The sequence below is a fragment of the Stenotrophomonas testudinis genome, from assembly GCF_024499815.1.
Classification (GTDB): Bacteria; Pseudomonadota; Gammaproteobacteria; order Xanthomonadales; family Xanthomonadaceae; genus Stenotrophomonas.
This window is the reverse complement of the sequence record NZ_JAMOKY010000015.1, coordinates 62,415-77,317: the sequence shown is the minus strand read 5'-3', so window position 1 is coordinate 77,317 and position 14,903 is coordinate 62,415. Positions and strand designations below refer to the sequence as shown.

Below are 14,903 nucleotides of genomic sequence, written 5' to 3'. Positions count from 1 at the left end.
TGGACACAAAAAATCCGATGCCAGAAGACTGGCATCGGATTCTGATTGGCCCAGCTGCTTAAGTGAACAGCATTACGCTACGGCGGGGTTTTTTTTGCGCACGGCATCGGCTGGCGGGCACAATGCAGGCATGACGGAACGACTGCGCATCGCCGTGATCGGCTACGGCACCGCCGGCCAGGCATTGGCCATCCTGCTCACCCGCGATGGCCACGAGGTGGAGATCTTCGAACGGGTGCCGACGCCGGGGCCGGTGGGTGCTGGCTTCCTGCTGCAGCCCAGCGGCCTGCAGGTGCTGTGGCAGATGGGCCTGCTGGACGAGGTGCGCGCGCATGCGGCACCGGTGCACCGGCTGTATGGCGATACGCCGTGCGAGCGCGCGGTGATGGACATGGGTTATGCCGGGCTGGATGCACGCCTGCATGGGCTGGGCATGCAGCGCGGGGCGCTGTTCTCGCTGCTGGACCAGGCCCGCGATGGCGCCGGCCAGCTGCATGTCGGCACCACCATCGTGTCGGTCGATGCCGCACAAGGGCGCCTGCGCGACAGTGAGGGGCGCCAGCACGGGCCGTTCGATCTGGTGGTGGCTGCCGATGGTGCGGCGTCCACGCTGCGCGGCGACGTCGAGCAGGGCATCGCGCTGGACCGGGTCTATCCTTGGGGCGCACTGTGGTGCCTGCTGCCGGCCGAAGACTGGCCGCACATGAGCGAGCTGCGGCAGCGCTACGTGGCCGCTCGCAGGATGATCGGGCTGCTGCCGGTCGGCACGCGGCCGGGCGACGGCACGCCGCGCCTGAGTTTCTTCTGGAGCCTGCCGCGCGCGGATTTCGAGCGCTGGCAGGCCGATGGCATGGCGCCGTGGCTGGAAGAGCTGCACGCGTTGTGGCCACAGGCCAGCGCACGTTTCGGCCACCTGCAGGACGCCGGCCAGCTGGCCCGTGCGGTCTACCGCGACGCGGTGATGAAGCGGTGGCACCAGGGCCGGCTGGTGCTGGCCGGCGATGCCGCGCATGCGATGAGCCCGCAGCTGGGGCAGGGCGTCAACATGGCCCTGCTCGATGCGCTGGCGCTGCGTGATGCACTGCGCACGCACGGTCGCGGTGAGGCGGCGCTGCTGGCTTACCAGGCGCAGCGCCGTGCACACGTGGCGGTCTACCAGCGCTGGAGCCGCTGGCTGACGCCGTTGTTCCAGTCCGACCGCGATGTGTGGGCCAAGGCGCGCGATGTGCTGCTCGGGCCGATGGGACGCATGCCCGGCGGGCGCGGCCACATGCTGCGCGTGCTCAGTGGCACCCAGCACGGCTGGTTCGGTGCGATGCCGCTGGATCCGGCTTTCATCGAGGCGCAAGCACAGGCCCCGGCTGGCCTGCCGATCAGCCCGATTCCGCTGCGTGCCTGAACCGCGTCGTCACGGCAATTAACGAACACCTCACCCCGGATATGCGAGAAGAAGGGAGCACGCCATTGGCGCGTCGCCCGTTTTCCTTTCCGTGATCAGACATCGCGCGTGGCCGGGCGGCACTGCCGTCGCGGCCTGTTGCGGCCCGGATGCGCCGCAGTATTCGAGGAGGATGCCATGTTGTTCGCTGTCGATGAGCTGGAATCGGAAATCTGCAAGCTGAGGGGCCTGCTGCAGATGCTGCACGAGGACCAGCCCGACGTCCTGGAAGATGTATTCGAGTTCCATGTGGGCAGCCTGATCAGCCATTCGGCACCAGCGCACCACGCGCGCATCCGTACCTGCGCGCGGGACATGCTGGTCGCCATCCAGGCACTGCCACGGCACAGCAATGAACGCAGCGTCGATTTCCGGGTGATGCCGGAACTGCTCGCGCGCCCGGCCTGAACCCGGCGCAGGTCCGTCCGCCCGTCGTCACCGCACGGGCAGCGCGACCAGTTGGTTGTCCACGCAGGCGATCCATCGTTCGCCACTTCGCCGCGTTGGCACTACGCCGGCGGTGAATGCCGAAAACGCGGGCAGCACCGTCTGTCCCTGCCGCAGCCAGAATGCAGGAAAGCGCCGCCGCAAAGCCGGCAGGGCGACCTGCGGATGCACGTGGCCAGCGATCACATGGGCATCATCAGCCTGTCGCGGCTCATGGCAGAGCAGGAAAGGTCCCAGCCGCAGGTCGTCATGGATCTGCACCTGCAGCGCTGCGTGCGGCAGCTGCCGGTCATGGTTGCCGCGCACCACGTGTACGTCCAGCGCAGCATGCTGCTCGCGCCAGCCCAGCCATTGCCGGTGCCAGGCCGCACGATGCGCCGGCCCGTGCAGGATGTCGCCGAGGATCCACAGCTCGCGGCATGCATGCTGCTGCACCAGCGCCTGCAGACGTTGCAGGTCGCCGTCGGTACCACCGCTGGGCAGGGCGATGCCGGCGCGACGGAATACATCGGCCTTGCCCAGGTGCAGGTCGGCGATCAGCAGCGCGTGGCGTGCCGGCCACCACAGTGCACGTGCGCCAAGCAGGCACATCGGTTCGCCGCCCAGCTGCACTGGCAATTCAGTGGCCATGGCGGCGCTCCAGCTGCTGTGCCGCGCGCTGCACGCGGGTGCGCCAGTCTTCATTGCTGAACTGCCCGCGCAGGCGCTCGGCCCACAGCGGGAAGCCCAACGGTGTCAGCGTCGGTGGCCGCTGCAGTGACACCGATTGCGTGGCGATGTGCTGCAACGCCTGCTGCAGGCCGGGCAGGTCGAGTGCATCGGTGAGGACCTCATGTTCGGCCTGCGCCAGCAGCAGGTGGCCGGGGTCGTGTTCGCGCAGCACGTCGTACAGCAGGCCCGCCGAAGCCTGCAGCTGGCGCAGCGAGCGCGGCATGCCGCCGGGCAGGCTCGGCACCAGCAGGCCGGCGACGCGGGCGATGCCACGGAACTGCCGTCGCGCCAGTTCGCCGAGGTTCACTGCAGCGCGCAGATCGTCGAGCAGATCGGCCGGATCGAACAGTGCCTGCCACGCCGCCGCATCGCGTTCGATGGGTTCTGCCGGCGCGAGGACCAGGCCGTGGTCATTCACTGCATAGCCGATGCTGTTGCGCTGCAGGCGCGTGCAGCGCAGCGACAGCAGTGCCGCCAGCGCCTCGTGCACGTGGCGGCCCGCAAAGGGATAGACGAACAGGAACTGGCCTTCGCGACGACGCACGTCTTCCACCAGCAGCCGCGAAGGCCCCGGTCGTTCCGATAGCGCATCCTGGAGGCCAAGCAGCGGCGCCAGCCAGCGCGCCTCGGCGCTGTTGTCGGCACCGGACAGCACCGCTTCCAGCTCGCGCCCCAGGGCCAGCGACAATGGCAGCTGGCCGCCCTGCCAGCGCGGCACCACGCCACTGCCGCTGCCACGTGCCAGCCGCACGTAGGCGGTCATGTCGCGCAGCTGCACCAGCTCCAGCAGACGGCCGGCGAACTGGAAACGATCACCGCGGCGCAGGCGGCTGGCGAACTGTTCCTCCACCGCACCGAGGCCGCCGCCGCGCAGGAACTGCACGCGCACGCTGCCATCGCTGCTGATGGTGCCGATCGACAGCCGGTGGCGCAGTGCCTGGCGGCGATCATGCATCCGGTACTGGCCATCGTCGTCCAGCACCACCTTGTGGTACTCGGGGTACTGCGCCAGGGCGCGTCCGCCCTGCACGATGAACGCGAGCACATCCAGCCACTGCGTGTCCTGCAGCGCGGCGAACGCATGCGTGCGCCGTACCTGCGCGAGCAGCGCCTCGGCGTTGAAGCCGCCGGCCAGCGCGCGGCTGACCGCATGCTGGGCCAGCACGTCCAGTGACAGCGTGGGCGGCGTGCGCGGTTCGGTGATGCCGTCGCGCAGGGCCCGCCGCACGGCGGCGTACTCGGCCAGCTCCAGCGCGTGGGTGGGCACGCACAGCACGCTGCCGCTGGCCCCGGGCCGATGCCGCGCGCGCCCCGCACGCTGGCGCAGGCGCGCCACACCCTTCGGGCTGCCCAGCTGCAGCACCTGGTCCACCTCCGGAAAGTCCACGCCGAGGTCGAGACTGGAGGTGGCCACTACGCAGCGCAGCGTGCCGGCGCGCAGGCCGTCTTCCACCTGCTGGCGCAGGCCCGCGTCGAGCGAACCATGATGCAGGGCCAGCGTCTGCGCGTCTTCCGGCCAGACCGCCGCAAGCGCCTGATGCCACAGTTCGGCCTGCGCGCGCGTGTTGGTGAACAGCAGGCTGCTGCGCGCGGACATCAGTGCGTCGAGTACGCGCGACAACTGACCCAGGCCGAGATGCCCGGCCCACGGGAAACGCTCGCCGCTGGCGGGCAGCAGGCTGCTGATCGCCACCGGTCGCTGTCGTGCGCCTTCCACCTGCACCGCATCCGGCTTGCCCGGCAGCAGCACGTCGCGCGCCTGCGGCAGGTTGCCCAGCGTGGCCGACAGGCCCCACAGCTGCAGTGCCGGTGCGGTATCGCGCAGCAGCGCGAGGTTCAGCTGCAGCAGCACGCCGCGCTTGTTGCCCATCAGTTCGTGCCACTCGTCCACCACCACGCAGCGCAGCTGGCGCATGCGCTCCAGCGTGTCGGGGTAGCTGAGCAGTAGAGCCAACGACTCGGGCGTGGTCACCAGCACATCGATGCGGCCTTCGCGGGCGAGGCGGCGGTCACGGCTACTGGCGTCGCCACTGCGCAGGCCGACCTTCCAGCCCAGGCCCAGGCCTTCGATGGGCGCCTGCAGGGCGCGCGCAGTATCACTGGCGAGTGCCCGCAGCGGGGTCACCCACAGCACCTGCAGCGGGCGCACCGCATTGGCCCGCGGCGGCGCCGGCAGCGGATCAATCATCGCCTGCAGCAGCGGTCCGCCGAACATGGCCAGCGTCTTGCCGCTGCCGGTCGGGGTGTGCAGCAGGCCCGAGCTGCCCGCCAAGTAATTGCGCCACATCGCGCGCTGGAACGGCAGAGGTTTCCAGCCACGGCTGCCGAACCACGCCTGCAGCCGCTGCAGCGCATCGCTGCGCTTCATCGCGCCAGGGCCTGCAGGGTCGCCAGCTGGTCGGCTTCGCTGGCCGGCTTGTCCTGGCGCCAGCGCAGGATGCGTGGAAAGCGTACGGCGATGCCGGACTTGTGCCGCGTGCTGCGGTTGACCGCCTCGAAGCCCAGCTCGAATACCTGTTCGCCGCGCACACTGCGCACCGGCCCGAATCGTTCGCGGGTATTGGCGCGTATCCAGCGGTCCAGCGCCAGGATCTCCTTGTCGTCCAGCCCGGAGTAGGCCTTGGCCACCGGCACCAGGGTGTCGCCGTCCCAGACGCCGAAGGTGTAATCGGTGTACAGCGTGCTGCGCCTGCCGTGGCCGGCCTGCGCATACAGCAGCACTGCGTCGATGGTCAGCGGTTCGACCTTCCACTTCCACCAGTCGCCGCGGCGGCGCCCGGCCTGGTAGATCGAATCACGGCGCTTGAGCATCAGTCCTTCGACACCGCGCTCGCGCGATGCTTCGCGCAGGCGCGCGGCATGCGCCCAATCGTCGGCGTGCATATCGGGCGACAGCTGGATGCGTGCATCGCCGAGCGCGCCGACCAGTTCGGCCAGTTGTGCGCGCCGCTTCTGCAGCGGCAGTTCGCGCAGGTCCTGGCCATCGCGTTCCAGCAGGTCGTAGGCGAGCACGCGCACCGGCGTGTTGCGCAGCGTTGCCGCACCGGGCTTGCGGCGCTGGATGCGCGTCTGCAGCGCGGTGAACGCGCGTGGCGCGTCGTCGGCCTCATCCCAGGCCAGCAGCTCGCCATCGATCACGCAGCCGTCGGGCAAAGCGGCTGCCGCCTGTTCGATCTCGGGGAAGCGTCCGTCCAGCCGCTCCTCGCCGCGCGACCACAATGCCACTTCACCTTGGCGGCGCAGCAGCTGCAGGCGGATGCCATCCCACTTCCATTCCAGCAGCCAGTCGTCGATCGCGCCCAGGCGTTCCTGCGGCTCGCCTTCCAGCGGCGAGGCAAGGAAAAAAGGGTAGGGCTGCTGGCGGTCCAGCGGCAGCTCCTCCGGTGACAGCAGTTGTGCCAGCAGGCCCGGCGTGGGCACCCACTCACCGAGCATGCGCTGGGCGATGCGGGCGATGTCCAGGCCCGACCATTCGGCCAGTGCCTGCTGCACCAGCCGCTGCGAAACGCCGACGCGCAGCGCGCCGGTCAGCAGCTTGTTGAACACCAGCCGCTCGCTGGCCGGCAGTTGCCGCCAGCCGGCCACCACGGCGGCGCGGCGCACGTCCTCGGGCTGGTTGGCCACGGCCAGCAGATGCCGTTCGATCCAGTCGGCCAGCGGGCGGTCCGGGGCGGGCTGCGCCGGATCATCCAGCAGCAGGGTCAGCGTTTCGGCCAGGTCGCCGACCTGCGCGTAGCTGTCCTCGACCAGCCACGCCGGCAGGCCCGACTCCTCGCTCACCCAGGCGCGCAGCTCGCCGCTGGCAGCGATCTTCCGGCGTGCGCCGCCGACCTTGCCGCCGCTGAGCAGGAACAGCGCCCAGGCCGCGTCGTGCGCACCGGCGTGGGCGAAGTAGTCGACCAGGGCCGCGCGCTTGTCCAGCGTGGCCGTGCTGCGGTCCAGCCGCTGGTAGAGCGCGGCGAAGGCCTTCATTCCTCGCTCCCGAAGTCGGTGCGGAAGGCCTCGGCGGCCACGCCGCGTTCGCGCAGGAACGGAATCAGCGCATCGGTGTTGCCATGGGTAGCGATCACCCGCGTCGCCCCGGTCTGTTCGATGGTCTGCAGCAGGGCAGGCCAGTCGGCATGGTCGGACACCACGAAGCCGCGATCGACGTTGCGCCGGCGGCGGTTGCCGCGCAGCTGCATCCAGCCCGAGGCGAAGCCGAGCTGGTGGCGGCCGAAACGGCGCAGCCAGGGCGTGCCGGCGGCCGAGGGCGGGGCGATGATCAGCTTGCCGGCCGCCTCCGGCTGGCGGCCCTGTTCGGCCACGGTCAGCGTTTCCAGCAATGGGATGCCCGCCTCGCGGTATACCGCCACGCCGTTGGCCACCGCACCGTGCAGCCACGCAGGCGTGTCGTCCAGCGCCAGCAGTTCGCCGAGCACGCGTTGCGCCTTGCCCAGCGAGTAGCAGAGCAGCACCGCCGCTTCGCCGCGCTGCGCGCATTCCTGTCGCCACGCCACGATCTCGGCGGCCACCGCGGCGGTGTCGGGCCAGCGGTAGATCGGCAGGGCGAAGGTCGCTTCGGTGATGAAGGTATCGCAGGGCACCACTTCGAACGGCGCGCAGGTGGGATCGGGCTGGCGCTTGTAGTCGCCCGAGGCGACCCAGACCTGGCGGCCATCGTCGATGCGCACCTGCGAGGAACCCAGCACGTGGCCGGCCGGATGCAGCGACACCTGCACCTGGCCCAGGGTAAACGGTTGGCCTTCGGCATGGACCTGCAGCGGTACGTCGCCCAGCCGCCAGCGCAGGATCGGCGCGCTGCCGGGGCTGCAGTGGTATTCGCCCATGCCGGGCCGGGCGTGGTCGCCGTGGCCGTGGGTGATGACCGCGCGCGGCACCGGCCGCCACGGGTCGATGTGGAAATCGCCTGCGGCGCAGTAGAGCCCTTCGGGGCGCAGTACCACCAGATCGTCATTGACTGCCATGCCTGCACTGTCGCGCGGTGCTCGTGCACGGCGCGAGAACCGGCCTGAACGCGGGGTTGCGGGACGATGCTGCACAATCGGCGCGCAGCCTTCTCGCCCGCAGGATGGAACCGATGAACGGACCGAGCTTCAGCAGCAGCGCGCCCTTTGAAACCCACGTGGTGCTGAACCAGCCGCCCCCGTTTGCGGGCCGCCAGCTGTGGACCGACGACGTGGCGCTGATGGAGGCCGTGCAGCGCGAGGGCGCGGCCGCATTCGCGCCGCGGCTTGCGATATACGGGGGGCTGGCCGGCAACCAGCTTTACCAGCTGGGCTTCGATGCCAACCGCGACCGGCCACGGCTGCGCACGCACGATGCGCAGGGACACCGCATCGATACCGTGGACTTCCACCCGGCGTACCACCAGTTGATGCACGCGGCCAAGCAGCATGGCGTGTCCGGGCTCTCGTGGCATGAGCCACAGCCCGGCGTGCACGTCGCGCGGGCGGCGTTGAGCTACCTGCACCACCAAGCGGAAGCCGGCACCAGCTGCCCGCTGACCATGACCCATGCTGCGGTGGCGGTGCTGCAGGCGCAGCCGCACCTGGCCGAGTGGGCGCGCAAGGCGGCCTCGCCCGTGTACGACGCGCGCGACGTGCCGGTGGCCGACAAGGCCGGCATCACCTTGGGCATGGGCATGACCGAAAAGCAGGGCGGTTCGGACGTGCGCGCCAACAGCACGCGGGCCGAGCCCATCGATGGCGAGCGCTACCGCCTGGTCGGGCACAAGTGGTTCTTTTCAGCACCGATGTCTGATGGCTTCCTGGTGCTGGCGCAGGCGCCGGGTGGGCTGACCTGCCTGCTGATGCCGCGGCGGCTGGCCGATGGTGATCGCAATGCCTTCCACCTGATGCGCCTGAAGGACAAGCTGGGTGACTGGTCCAACGCGTCAAGCGAAGTGGAGTTCTGCGGCGCGCAGGCGTGGCGCGTGGGCGAGGAGGGCAGGGGCGTGGCCACCATCATCGGCATGGTGATGATGACGCGCCTGGACTGCATGCTCGGCGCGGCCGCGGAAATGCGTATGGCCCTGGCGCAGGCGCTGCACCACGCGCGCCACCGCCGCACGTTCGGCAAGCCGCTGGTGGAACACGCGCTGATGGCCAACGTGCTGGCAGACCTGGCGCTGGAATCGGAAGCGGCCACGGTGCTGGCCATGCGCATCGCGCGCGCGGTCGACTGCGCCGGCAGCGATCCGCAGGAGGCCGCGCTTGCGCGGCTGGGTACGGCGCTGGGCAAGTACTGGGTGTGCAAGCGCGCGGCCGCGTTCGTCAACGAGGCGCAGGAATGCCTGGGCGGTGCCGGTTACGTGGAGGAGTCGATGCTGCCGCGGCTGTACCGGCAGGCGCCGTTGAATTCGATCTGGGAAGGCAGCGGCAACGTGCAGTGCCTGGATGTGCTGCGCGCGCTGGGGCGCGAGCCGGAGGCGATGCAGGCGCTGCGTGCGGAGCTGGCAGCGGTGGCTGATCGCGACGCCGGTTACGCGGCGGCACTGCAGCGCTGGGCGTCGGCAGCGGCGCCGGATGAATCGCAGGCGCGGTTGTTCTGCGAGCGCACGGTGCTGCTGCTGCAGGCGGCGCTGCTGCTGCGGGCGCGCAGCCCGATGGCCGGGGTGTTCGTGCGCAGCCGGCTGCAGGGCGAGCATGGGTTGGTGTTCGGGACGCTGCCGGCGGGGGTGGATGTGGGGTCGATGATGGCGCGGGCGCTGCCGCAGTAGGCGGCCAACGGCGGAGCCCCTCGTGGTGGTCGTGCGGCATCTGCATTGGCGGGCCGCGCGGGTGGGTTGCGCAGGGGACGCCGTGAACCCATCCCTGGGGGCTTGGCCGCGGCATCCTTGCCGCGGACATCCCTCCGCAACACACCCGCGCGGCCCCGGAAGGTTTCAGGGCGCGTTCACCACGGAATCAACGGAAGAGCAGAAGCAGAAAAGCCGCGGCAATGCCGCGGCTTTTCCTGTAGAGCCGAGCCCATGCCCGGCTGGCGGTAACGCCCGGTAGCGCCGGACCATGCCCGGCGAGCGCAGCGGTGGGTCAGTGCTTGGCTTCTTCCTTGGCGGCGTTGGCCTTGGCGTCGGCGGCGACGTCGCGAGCCTTGTCGGCGACTTTCTGCGCGGCGGTCGCGGTGGCGTCGCTGGCGTGGGCGGCGGCATCGGTGGCGGCGGCCTTGGCCTGGTCGGCGGCGTTGGCGGTCGCGTCGGCGGCATTGTCCAGCGCCTGCTGGGTGTCGGCGGCGGCGTGCTCGGAGGCTTCGGCGGTCTTGTCGGCGGCTTCGCGCGTGGCGGCGGCGGCCTTGTCCACGGCTTCGCGGGCGGCGGCGCCAGCGCTGTCGGCGGCCTGTGCAGCGTCCTGCTTGGCCTGTTCGGCCTCCGGACCCTTGCAGGCAGTCAGGGCCAGCAGCAGGGAGGCGGCCAGCAGGGTGGTGGTCAGCGGACGGATCTTCATGGCGGTCTCCAGTGCTGCAATGGATGGGGACGCCAGCCTATTCATGCCGTCGTGAAGGCCCGGTGGTGGTGTGATGGCACCCTTCAGGCAAAGAAAAAGCCGCTGGCGAACCAGCGGCTTTTCCAGAACAGCGTGAAGAAAGAAGTGATTACTTCTTGGCTTCTTCAGCAGCGTCCTTGGCCTGCTCGGCGGTGCCTTCGGCAGCCTTGGCAGCGTCCTTGGCCTGCTCAGCAGCAGCGTCGGTAGCAGCAGCGCCGGTCTGGGCAGCAGCGTCGGTCGCAGCGTCGGCAGCGGTGGCGGCGGTGTCAGCAGCCTGCTGGGCAGCGTCGGCGGTCTGGGTGCCAGCAGCGGCGGCCTGGTCGGCAGCAGCCTGGGCTTCGGTGGCGGCTTCGTTGGCCGAAGCAGCGGCGTCCTGGGCAGCTTCCTGCTTCGAGCAGGCGGCCAGGGCCAGGGCCAGGGACATAGCGACCAGCAGCTTGTTGATGCTCATTGTGTGAATCCTCGTCGTTGAATTAGGCAACGCGCAACTGCGCGCCGACAACATGATGACAAGCCACGTTTGGCTGTCAAGCGATCCCGCATTCATTTTTGCGAAATCAGCGTTAATCCCTTTTAGATCAATTCGATGGCGATGGCCGTTGCTTCGCCACCACCGATGCACAGCGTGGCAATGCCGCGCTTGCCGCCGTGCGTGCGCAAGGCGTTGACCAGGGTTACCACCAGACGCGCACCGGACGCACCGATCGGATGGCCCAGTGCGCAGGCACCGCCATTCACGTTGATCTTCGCATGCGGGATGCCCAGTTCACGCATCGGCGCCATGGCGACGACGGCGAAGGCTTCGTTGATCTCGAACAGGTCCACTTGGTCCAGGGTCCAGCCCGTCTTCTGCAGCAGGCTGTGGATCGCGCCGATCGGGGCGGTGGTGAACCACTCCGGTTCCTGCGAATGGGTGGCATGGCCGACGATGCGCGCCAGCGGGGTGATGCCGCGCGCAGTGGCATCTTCCTCGGTCAGCAGGACCACCGCAGCGGCGCCGTCGGAAATGCTGGACGAGCTGGCGGCGGTGACGCTGCCGTCCTTCTTGAATGCGGGGCGCAGGGTCGGGATCTTGGCGATGTCCGAACGGCCCGGCTGCTCGTCGGTGGCGAACTCGACCTCACCCTTGCGGGTGGCGACCTTCACCGCGACGATCTCGTCGGCAAATGCGCCATTGGCCTGCGCGGCCTGCGCACGGCGCACCGATTCGATGGCGTAGGCGTCCTGCTCCTCGCGGGTGAACTGGTACTTGTCCACCGCGCATTCGGCGAACTCACCCATGGCCTTGCCGTCGTAGGCGTTGACCAGGCCATCGTGGGCCATGTGGTCCACCGCCTGGAAGTTGCCGAAGCGGTTGCCGGTGCGCGAATTGGGCAGCATGTGCGGGGCGTTGGACATCGATTCCATGCCGCCGGCGACCACGACCGTGGCCGAACCGGCCTTGATCAGGTCATGGCCGAGCATGATGGTCTTCATGCCCGAGCCGCACACCTTGTTCAGCGTGGTGGCACCGGCCGACAGCGGGATGCCTGCGGCGATGGCGGCCTGGCGGGCCGGCGCCTGGCCGAGGTTGGCCGGCAGCACGCAGCCCATCAGGACCTCGGAGACGTCGCTGGCCGGAACCCCGGACTGTTCAAGGGCAGCGGCGATGGCGGCCGCGCCGAGGGTCGGGGTGGGCACGCCGTTGAACTGGCCGAGGAAGGAGCCGATGGCGGTGCGCTTGGCGGCGGCGATGACGATGTTGGACATGGCAATCTCGTTGATGCGTGAGCAATGTTCGGAAAGGAGACGGCGGCTGTTGGATGCAGCGCTGTTTCCCGGCAGACTGCGTGGGGGTCGGCCCAAGTATAGAGGGTCGGCGATGGCTGCCGCCGGGCAGCCCTTGATGCCTGCAGGGAGCTTGGCAGGCCAACGTTCATGGGAAGGAATCGATGGAACGCAAGACGATGGCACGGTCGGTCCTGGGATCGGCACTGGTGGTTGCATTGACGGCATGTGGCGGCGGAGGCGGCGGCAACGTGCGCATCGATCCCCCACCGACCACGCCGCCGCCCACCACGCCTCCCCCGACTACTCCGACCACGCCGACCCAGCCGGCCGAACCGGCGATCAACGCGCACCTGTCCATCACCAAGGCCGACGCAGCGCGCAGCGCGGGGCTGGATGGCAGCGGCGTGCGCATCGGCATCGTCGATTCGGGCGTGCAGCGCAACCATCCCACCCTGACCGGGCGGGTGCTGGCCAACTACAGCTACGTGGATCCGCGCAGCAACAACCTCAACAACGATGACGTGGTCGGCCACGGTACGGCGGTGGCCGAACTGGCGGCGGGCAAGGCCTTCGGGTCGTGGCCCGGAGGCATCGCGGCGAACGCGCAGATCGTCTCGGCGCGGATCATTTCCGACACGCGTCCCACCGACGACGGGTCGGGCAACGGCAACGAGGTCGATGGTGCGCTTGGCCTGGCGGGGGTCCACCAGGACCTGATCAACCAGGGCGTGAAGATCATGAACAACTCATGGGGCGGGCTGTACTGGACCAACGCCGCGGCCACCGCCCCGATCGCGGCCGAGTACCGCCCCTTCATCATCGGCAACAACGGCCTGGTGGTGTTCGCCACCGGCAATGAATCCAAGGCCAACCCTTCGGACATGGCGGCGCTGCCCAGCCAGGCCGGCCCGAACAATTCGCGCCCGGCCGCCGACCTGGAACGTGGCTGGCTGGCGGTCACCGCAGTCGATTCCACCGACCCCAGCAAGCTGGCTGGCTATGCCAATGCCTGCGGTGTGGCGGCCAGCTACTGCCTGGCGGCGCCCGGCGCGGCGATCTTCGTCAATCCGAATTACCCGTCCGGCTCCACCCTGCTGTGGAACTACGGCACCTCGTTCGCCGCGCCGCTGGTGTCCGGTGCGGCGGCTGTGGTCTGGCAGAAATACCCGTACTTCAGCAACGACCTGGTGCGGCAGACCCTGCTCGGCACCGCCACCGACCTCGGCGCGCCCGGCGTGGACAGCACCTTCGGCTACGGCCTGCTGAACATCGCCAAGGCCATCAACGGGCCGGCGAAGTTCGACTGGGGCAATGCCGTGGTCAACGTCTCGCAGACGGGCCTGGATTCGGTCTGGAGCAACGACATCAGCGGCAGCGGTGGCCTGGTCAAGCAGGGCGTCGGCGCACTGGGGCTGTCGGGCACCAATACCTACACCGGCGAAACCCGCATCGAGCAGGGCACGCTGGCGTTGCGCGATGGCGCGTCGATCACCTCCAACGTGGTGGTGGTGCCGCAGGCCGGCGTGCCCGAGGGCGCCGCGCTGCAGTTCATGACCGGCACCAGCCGGATCCGCGGCAACGTCGACAACGGCGCCACCGTCATCCTGCGCAACGCCAACACCAGCGCCACCATCGAGGGCAACTACCTGCATCGTGCCGGCGCGCGGCTGAGCATTTCGCTGGGTTCCAACCCGCTGGAGATCACCGGCACGGCCACCCTGCAGGGGGGCGACGTGCACGTGGCCAGCATCGTCAGCGGCTACGTGGCGGCCGATGGCCGTACCCAGACCGTGCTGCATGCCGGCCAGGGCGTCACCGGCCGCTTCGACGCGGTCAGCAACAGCCTGCCGCAGGGCACCCTGCTGCAGAGTTCGTTGACCTACGGCAGCGACAACGTGGTGCTGGTCACCGACCGCATCAACGTCACCCAGGCCGCCAGCGTGGCGCGCGCCTCCAACGCCGCGCTGGCCTCGGCGCTGCGGGTGGAATCAGCATTCGAACGCCTCGATCTCGGCGCCGGTTCGGCCTCGTTCGCCGATGGCGCGGCCGCGCTGCAGCGGGTGGAGGGCAACAAGGCCCTGCAGGCCAGTCTGGACAGCCTGTCCGGCAAGGCGCATGCGCTGGCCGCGGCGGCCACGTTCGACAGCATCGACCTGGGCCGGCGTGCCTTGTCGGCGCGCTTCGGCCAGGTCCAGGCCGCTCCGCGGCTGGGCGGCACCTGGCAGAACGCGCTGGGCGACGCCGGCCAGGGCAGCTTCTCGGCCAGCGGCACCGACACCCGGGGCTGGATGATGGGCCAGGACGTGGCGATGGGCGGCAACGGCGTGCTCGGCTTCGCCTTCGGCGAACTGCGCAGCTACAGCAACAGCAGCTGGGGCGGCGACCGCGGGCGTGACCGGCAGTCGCAGGCGCAGCTGTACGCGGGCTGGAGCAGCGGAGGTGCCTACGTGCTGGGCCAGGTGGGGGCGGGCCAGTTCACCCGCCAGATCGATCGCCGGCTGCTGCTGGGAGCTGGCCAGTACGGCGTCAATGCGCGCTACGGCGGCAGCTTCAGCACGGCCAGCGTGGAGACCGGTTACCGCTTCGGGTCGGCGCATGCAGCGCTGACCCCCTATGTGGGCGCCGACTACGCGCGGGTCGACAACGATCGCTTCAGCGAACAGGGCGGGCTGGGCTTCGGCCTGCGCACGCAGGGCGGTATCAGCAGCCGCAGCCAGGCCCTGGCCGGTGTGCGCGCCGAGCGCGAGTGGCGCGGCTGGTCGCTGCGCGGTTATGCCGAGTGGCAGCAGCTGCTGTCCAGCCAAGGCCTGGATGTGGATGCCAGCTTCGTCGGCGTCGACGCATGGTCACCGATGGCCGGCCTGCAGCCGACGCGTTCCGGCGGCCTGTTCGGCGTATCGGTGGAATCGTGGTTGAGCCGCAACACGCGGCTGGCGTTCGGCTACGACCAGCGCTTCGGTCCGCGAGGGGATCTGCGCCAGGTGGCGCTGCGTTACAGCGCCGCTTTCTGATCGGGAGGTGCCGGCCAGCGGCCGGCACTACCGGGTAGTGCG

11 protein-coding genes are annotated in these 14,903 nt (G+C 69.7%); 4 read left to right on the top strand and 7 right to left on the bottom strand.

The annotated features are described in order from the left end of the window. Window positions 1-130: 130 nt before the first annotated feature. Both NQ204_RS10795 and NQ204_RS10790 read left to right on the top strand, forming a co-directional pair. Window positions 131-1,399, top strand: a complete 1,269-nt coding sequence (locus NQ204_RS10795; RefSeq protein ID WP_256643863.1) for an FAD-dependent oxidoreductase — start codon at window positions 131-133, stop codon at window positions 1,397-1,399. 177 nt (window positions 1,400-1,576) lie between these two features. Further along, on the top strand, window positions 1,577-1,846 hold the full coding sequence (locus NQ204_RS10790) for a hypothetical protein (protein WP_116864095.1): 270 nt from the start codon (window positions 1,577-1,579) through the stop codon (window positions 1,844-1,846). 27 nt (window positions 1,847-1,873) lie between these two features. Here the strand turns inward: NQ204_RS10790 and pdeM are convergent, their stop codons facing one another. The 4 genes from pdeM to NQ204_RS10770 are packed head-to-tail and all read right to left on the bottom strand — an operon-like array spanning window position 1,874 to window position 7,563. Continuing rightward, window positions 1,874-2,515 (bottom strand): ligase-associated DNA damage response endonuclease PdeM, encoded by a 642-nt coding sequence (gene pdeM, locus NQ204_RS10785; protein ID WP_256643862.1) that lies wholly within the window; start codon window positions 2,513-2,515, stop codon window positions 1,874-1,876. Beyond that, window positions 2,505-4,964: a ligase-associated DNA damage response DEXH box helicase gene (locus NQ204_RS10780; RefSeq protein ID WP_256643861.1), complete on the bottom strand. Its 2,460-nt coding sequence runs from the start codon at window positions 4,962-4,964 to the stop codon at window positions 2,505-2,507. The genes pdeM and NQ204_RS10780 overlap by 11 nt, the downstream gene beginning before the upstream one ends. Further along, on the bottom strand, window positions 4,961-6,568 hold the full coding sequence (locus NQ204_RS10775; RefSeq protein WP_256643860.1) for an ATP-dependent DNA ligase: 1,608 nt from the start codon (window positions 6,566-6,568) through the stop codon (window positions 4,961-4,963). The genes NQ204_RS10780 and NQ204_RS10775 overlap by 4 nt, the downstream gene beginning before the upstream one ends. After that, the gene (locus NQ204_RS10770) at window positions 6,565-7,563 is read right to left on the bottom strand and encodes a ligase-associated DNA damage response exonuclease (RefSeq protein ID WP_116864091.1); all 999 of its coding nucleotides are present in this window, start codon (window positions 7,561-7,563) and stop codon (window positions 6,565-6,567) included. The genes NQ204_RS10775 and NQ204_RS10770 overlap by 4 nt, the downstream gene beginning before the upstream one ends. Before the next feature lie 113 nt (window positions 7,564-7,676). Here NQ204_RS10770 and NQ204_RS10765 point away from each other — a divergent pair, with 113 nt between their 5' ends. After that, a complete protein-coding gene (locus NQ204_RS10765; protein WP_116864090.1) occupies window positions 7,677-9,317 on the top strand; it encodes an acyl-CoA dehydrogenase family protein in 1,641 nt (546 codons plus the stop codon). 313 nt (window positions 9,318-9,630) lie between these two features. On the opposite strand, the gene NQ204_RS10760 is transcribed toward NQ204_RS10765, so the two are convergent. The 3 genes from NQ204_RS10760 to NQ204_RS10750 form a co-directional block, all read right to left on the bottom strand. Further along, the gene (locus NQ204_RS10760; protein ID WP_256643859.1) at window positions 9,631-10,041 is read right to left on the bottom strand and encodes a hypothetical protein; all 411 of its coding nucleotides are present in this window, start codon (window positions 10,039-10,041) and stop codon (window positions 9,631-9,633) included. Between the two features lie 148 nt (window positions 10,042-10,189). After that, window positions 10,190-10,531 (bottom strand): hypothetical protein, encoded by a 342-nt coding sequence (locus NQ204_RS10755; protein ID WP_116864087.1) that lies wholly within the window; start codon window positions 10,529-10,531, stop codon window positions 10,190-10,192. A 122-nt stretch (window positions 10,532-10,653) separates the two neighbouring features. Next, window positions 10,654-11,829: a thiolase family protein gene (locus tag NQ204_RS10750; RefSeq protein ID WP_116864086.1), complete on the bottom strand. Its 1,176-nt coding sequence runs from the start codon at window positions 11,827-11,829 to the stop codon at window positions 10,654-10,656. Window positions 11,830-12,011: 182 nt separating this feature from the next. Here NQ204_RS10750 and NQ204_RS10745 point away from each other — a divergent pair, with 182 nt between their 5' ends. Beyond that, window positions 12,012-14,861 carry an autotransporter serine protease gene (locus NQ204_RS10745; RefSeq protein ID WP_256643858.1) on the top strand — a complete coding sequence of 950 codons (2,850 nt, stop codon included), beginning with the start codon at window positions 12,012-12,014 and terminating at the stop codon, window positions 14,859-14,861. The last annotated feature ends 42 nt before the right edge of the window (window positions 14,862-14,903 follow it).

What these genes read in the sequence shown, in the direction of transcription:
- NQ204_RS10795 (WP_256643863.1), top strand. Translation starts at nt 131, where the DNA reads ATGACGGAACGACTGCGCATCGCCGTGATCGGCTACGGCACCGCCGGC.
- NQ204_RS10790 (WP_116864095.1), top strand. Translation starts at nt 1,577, where the DNA reads ATGTTGTTCGCTGTCGATGAGCTGGAATCGGAAATCTGCAAGCTGAGG.
- pdeM (WP_256643862.1), bottom strand. Translation starts at nt 2,515, where the DNA reads ATGGCCACTGAATTGCCAGTGCAGCTGGGCGGCGAACCGATGTGCCTG.
- NQ204_RS10780 (WP_256643861.1), bottom strand. Translation starts at nt 4,964, where the DNA reads ATGAAGCGCAGCGATGCGCTGCAGCGGCTGCAGGCGTGGTTCGGCAGC.
- NQ204_RS10775 (WP_256643860.1), bottom strand. Translation starts at nt 6,568, where the DNA reads ATGAAGGCCTTCGCCGCGCTCTACCAGCGGCTGGACCGCAGCACGGCC.
- NQ204_RS10770 (WP_116864091.1), bottom strand. Translation starts at nt 7,563, where the DNA reads ATGGCAGTCAATGACGATCTGGTGGTACTGCGCCCCGAAGGGCTCTAC.
- NQ204_RS10765 (WP_116864090.1), top strand. Translation starts at nt 7,677, where the DNA reads ATGAACGGACCGAGCTTCAGCAGCAGCGCGCCCTTTGAAACCCACGTG.
- NQ204_RS10760 (WP_256643859.1), bottom strand. Translation starts at nt 10,041, where the DNA reads ATGAAGATCCGTCCGCTGACCACCACCCTGCTGGCCGCCTCCCTGCTG.
- NQ204_RS10755 (WP_116864087.1), bottom strand. Translation starts at nt 10,531, where the DNA reads ATGAGCATCAACAAGCTGCTGGTCGCTATGTCCCTGGCCCTGGCCCTG.
- NQ204_RS10750 (WP_116864086.1), bottom strand. Translation starts at nt 11,829, where the DNA reads ATGTCCAACATCGTCATCGCCGCCGCCAAGCGCACCGCCATCGGCTCC.
- NQ204_RS10745 (WP_256643858.1), top strand. Translation starts at nt 12,012, where the DNA reads ATGGAACGCAAGACGATGGCACGGTCGGTCCTGGGATCGGCACTGGTG.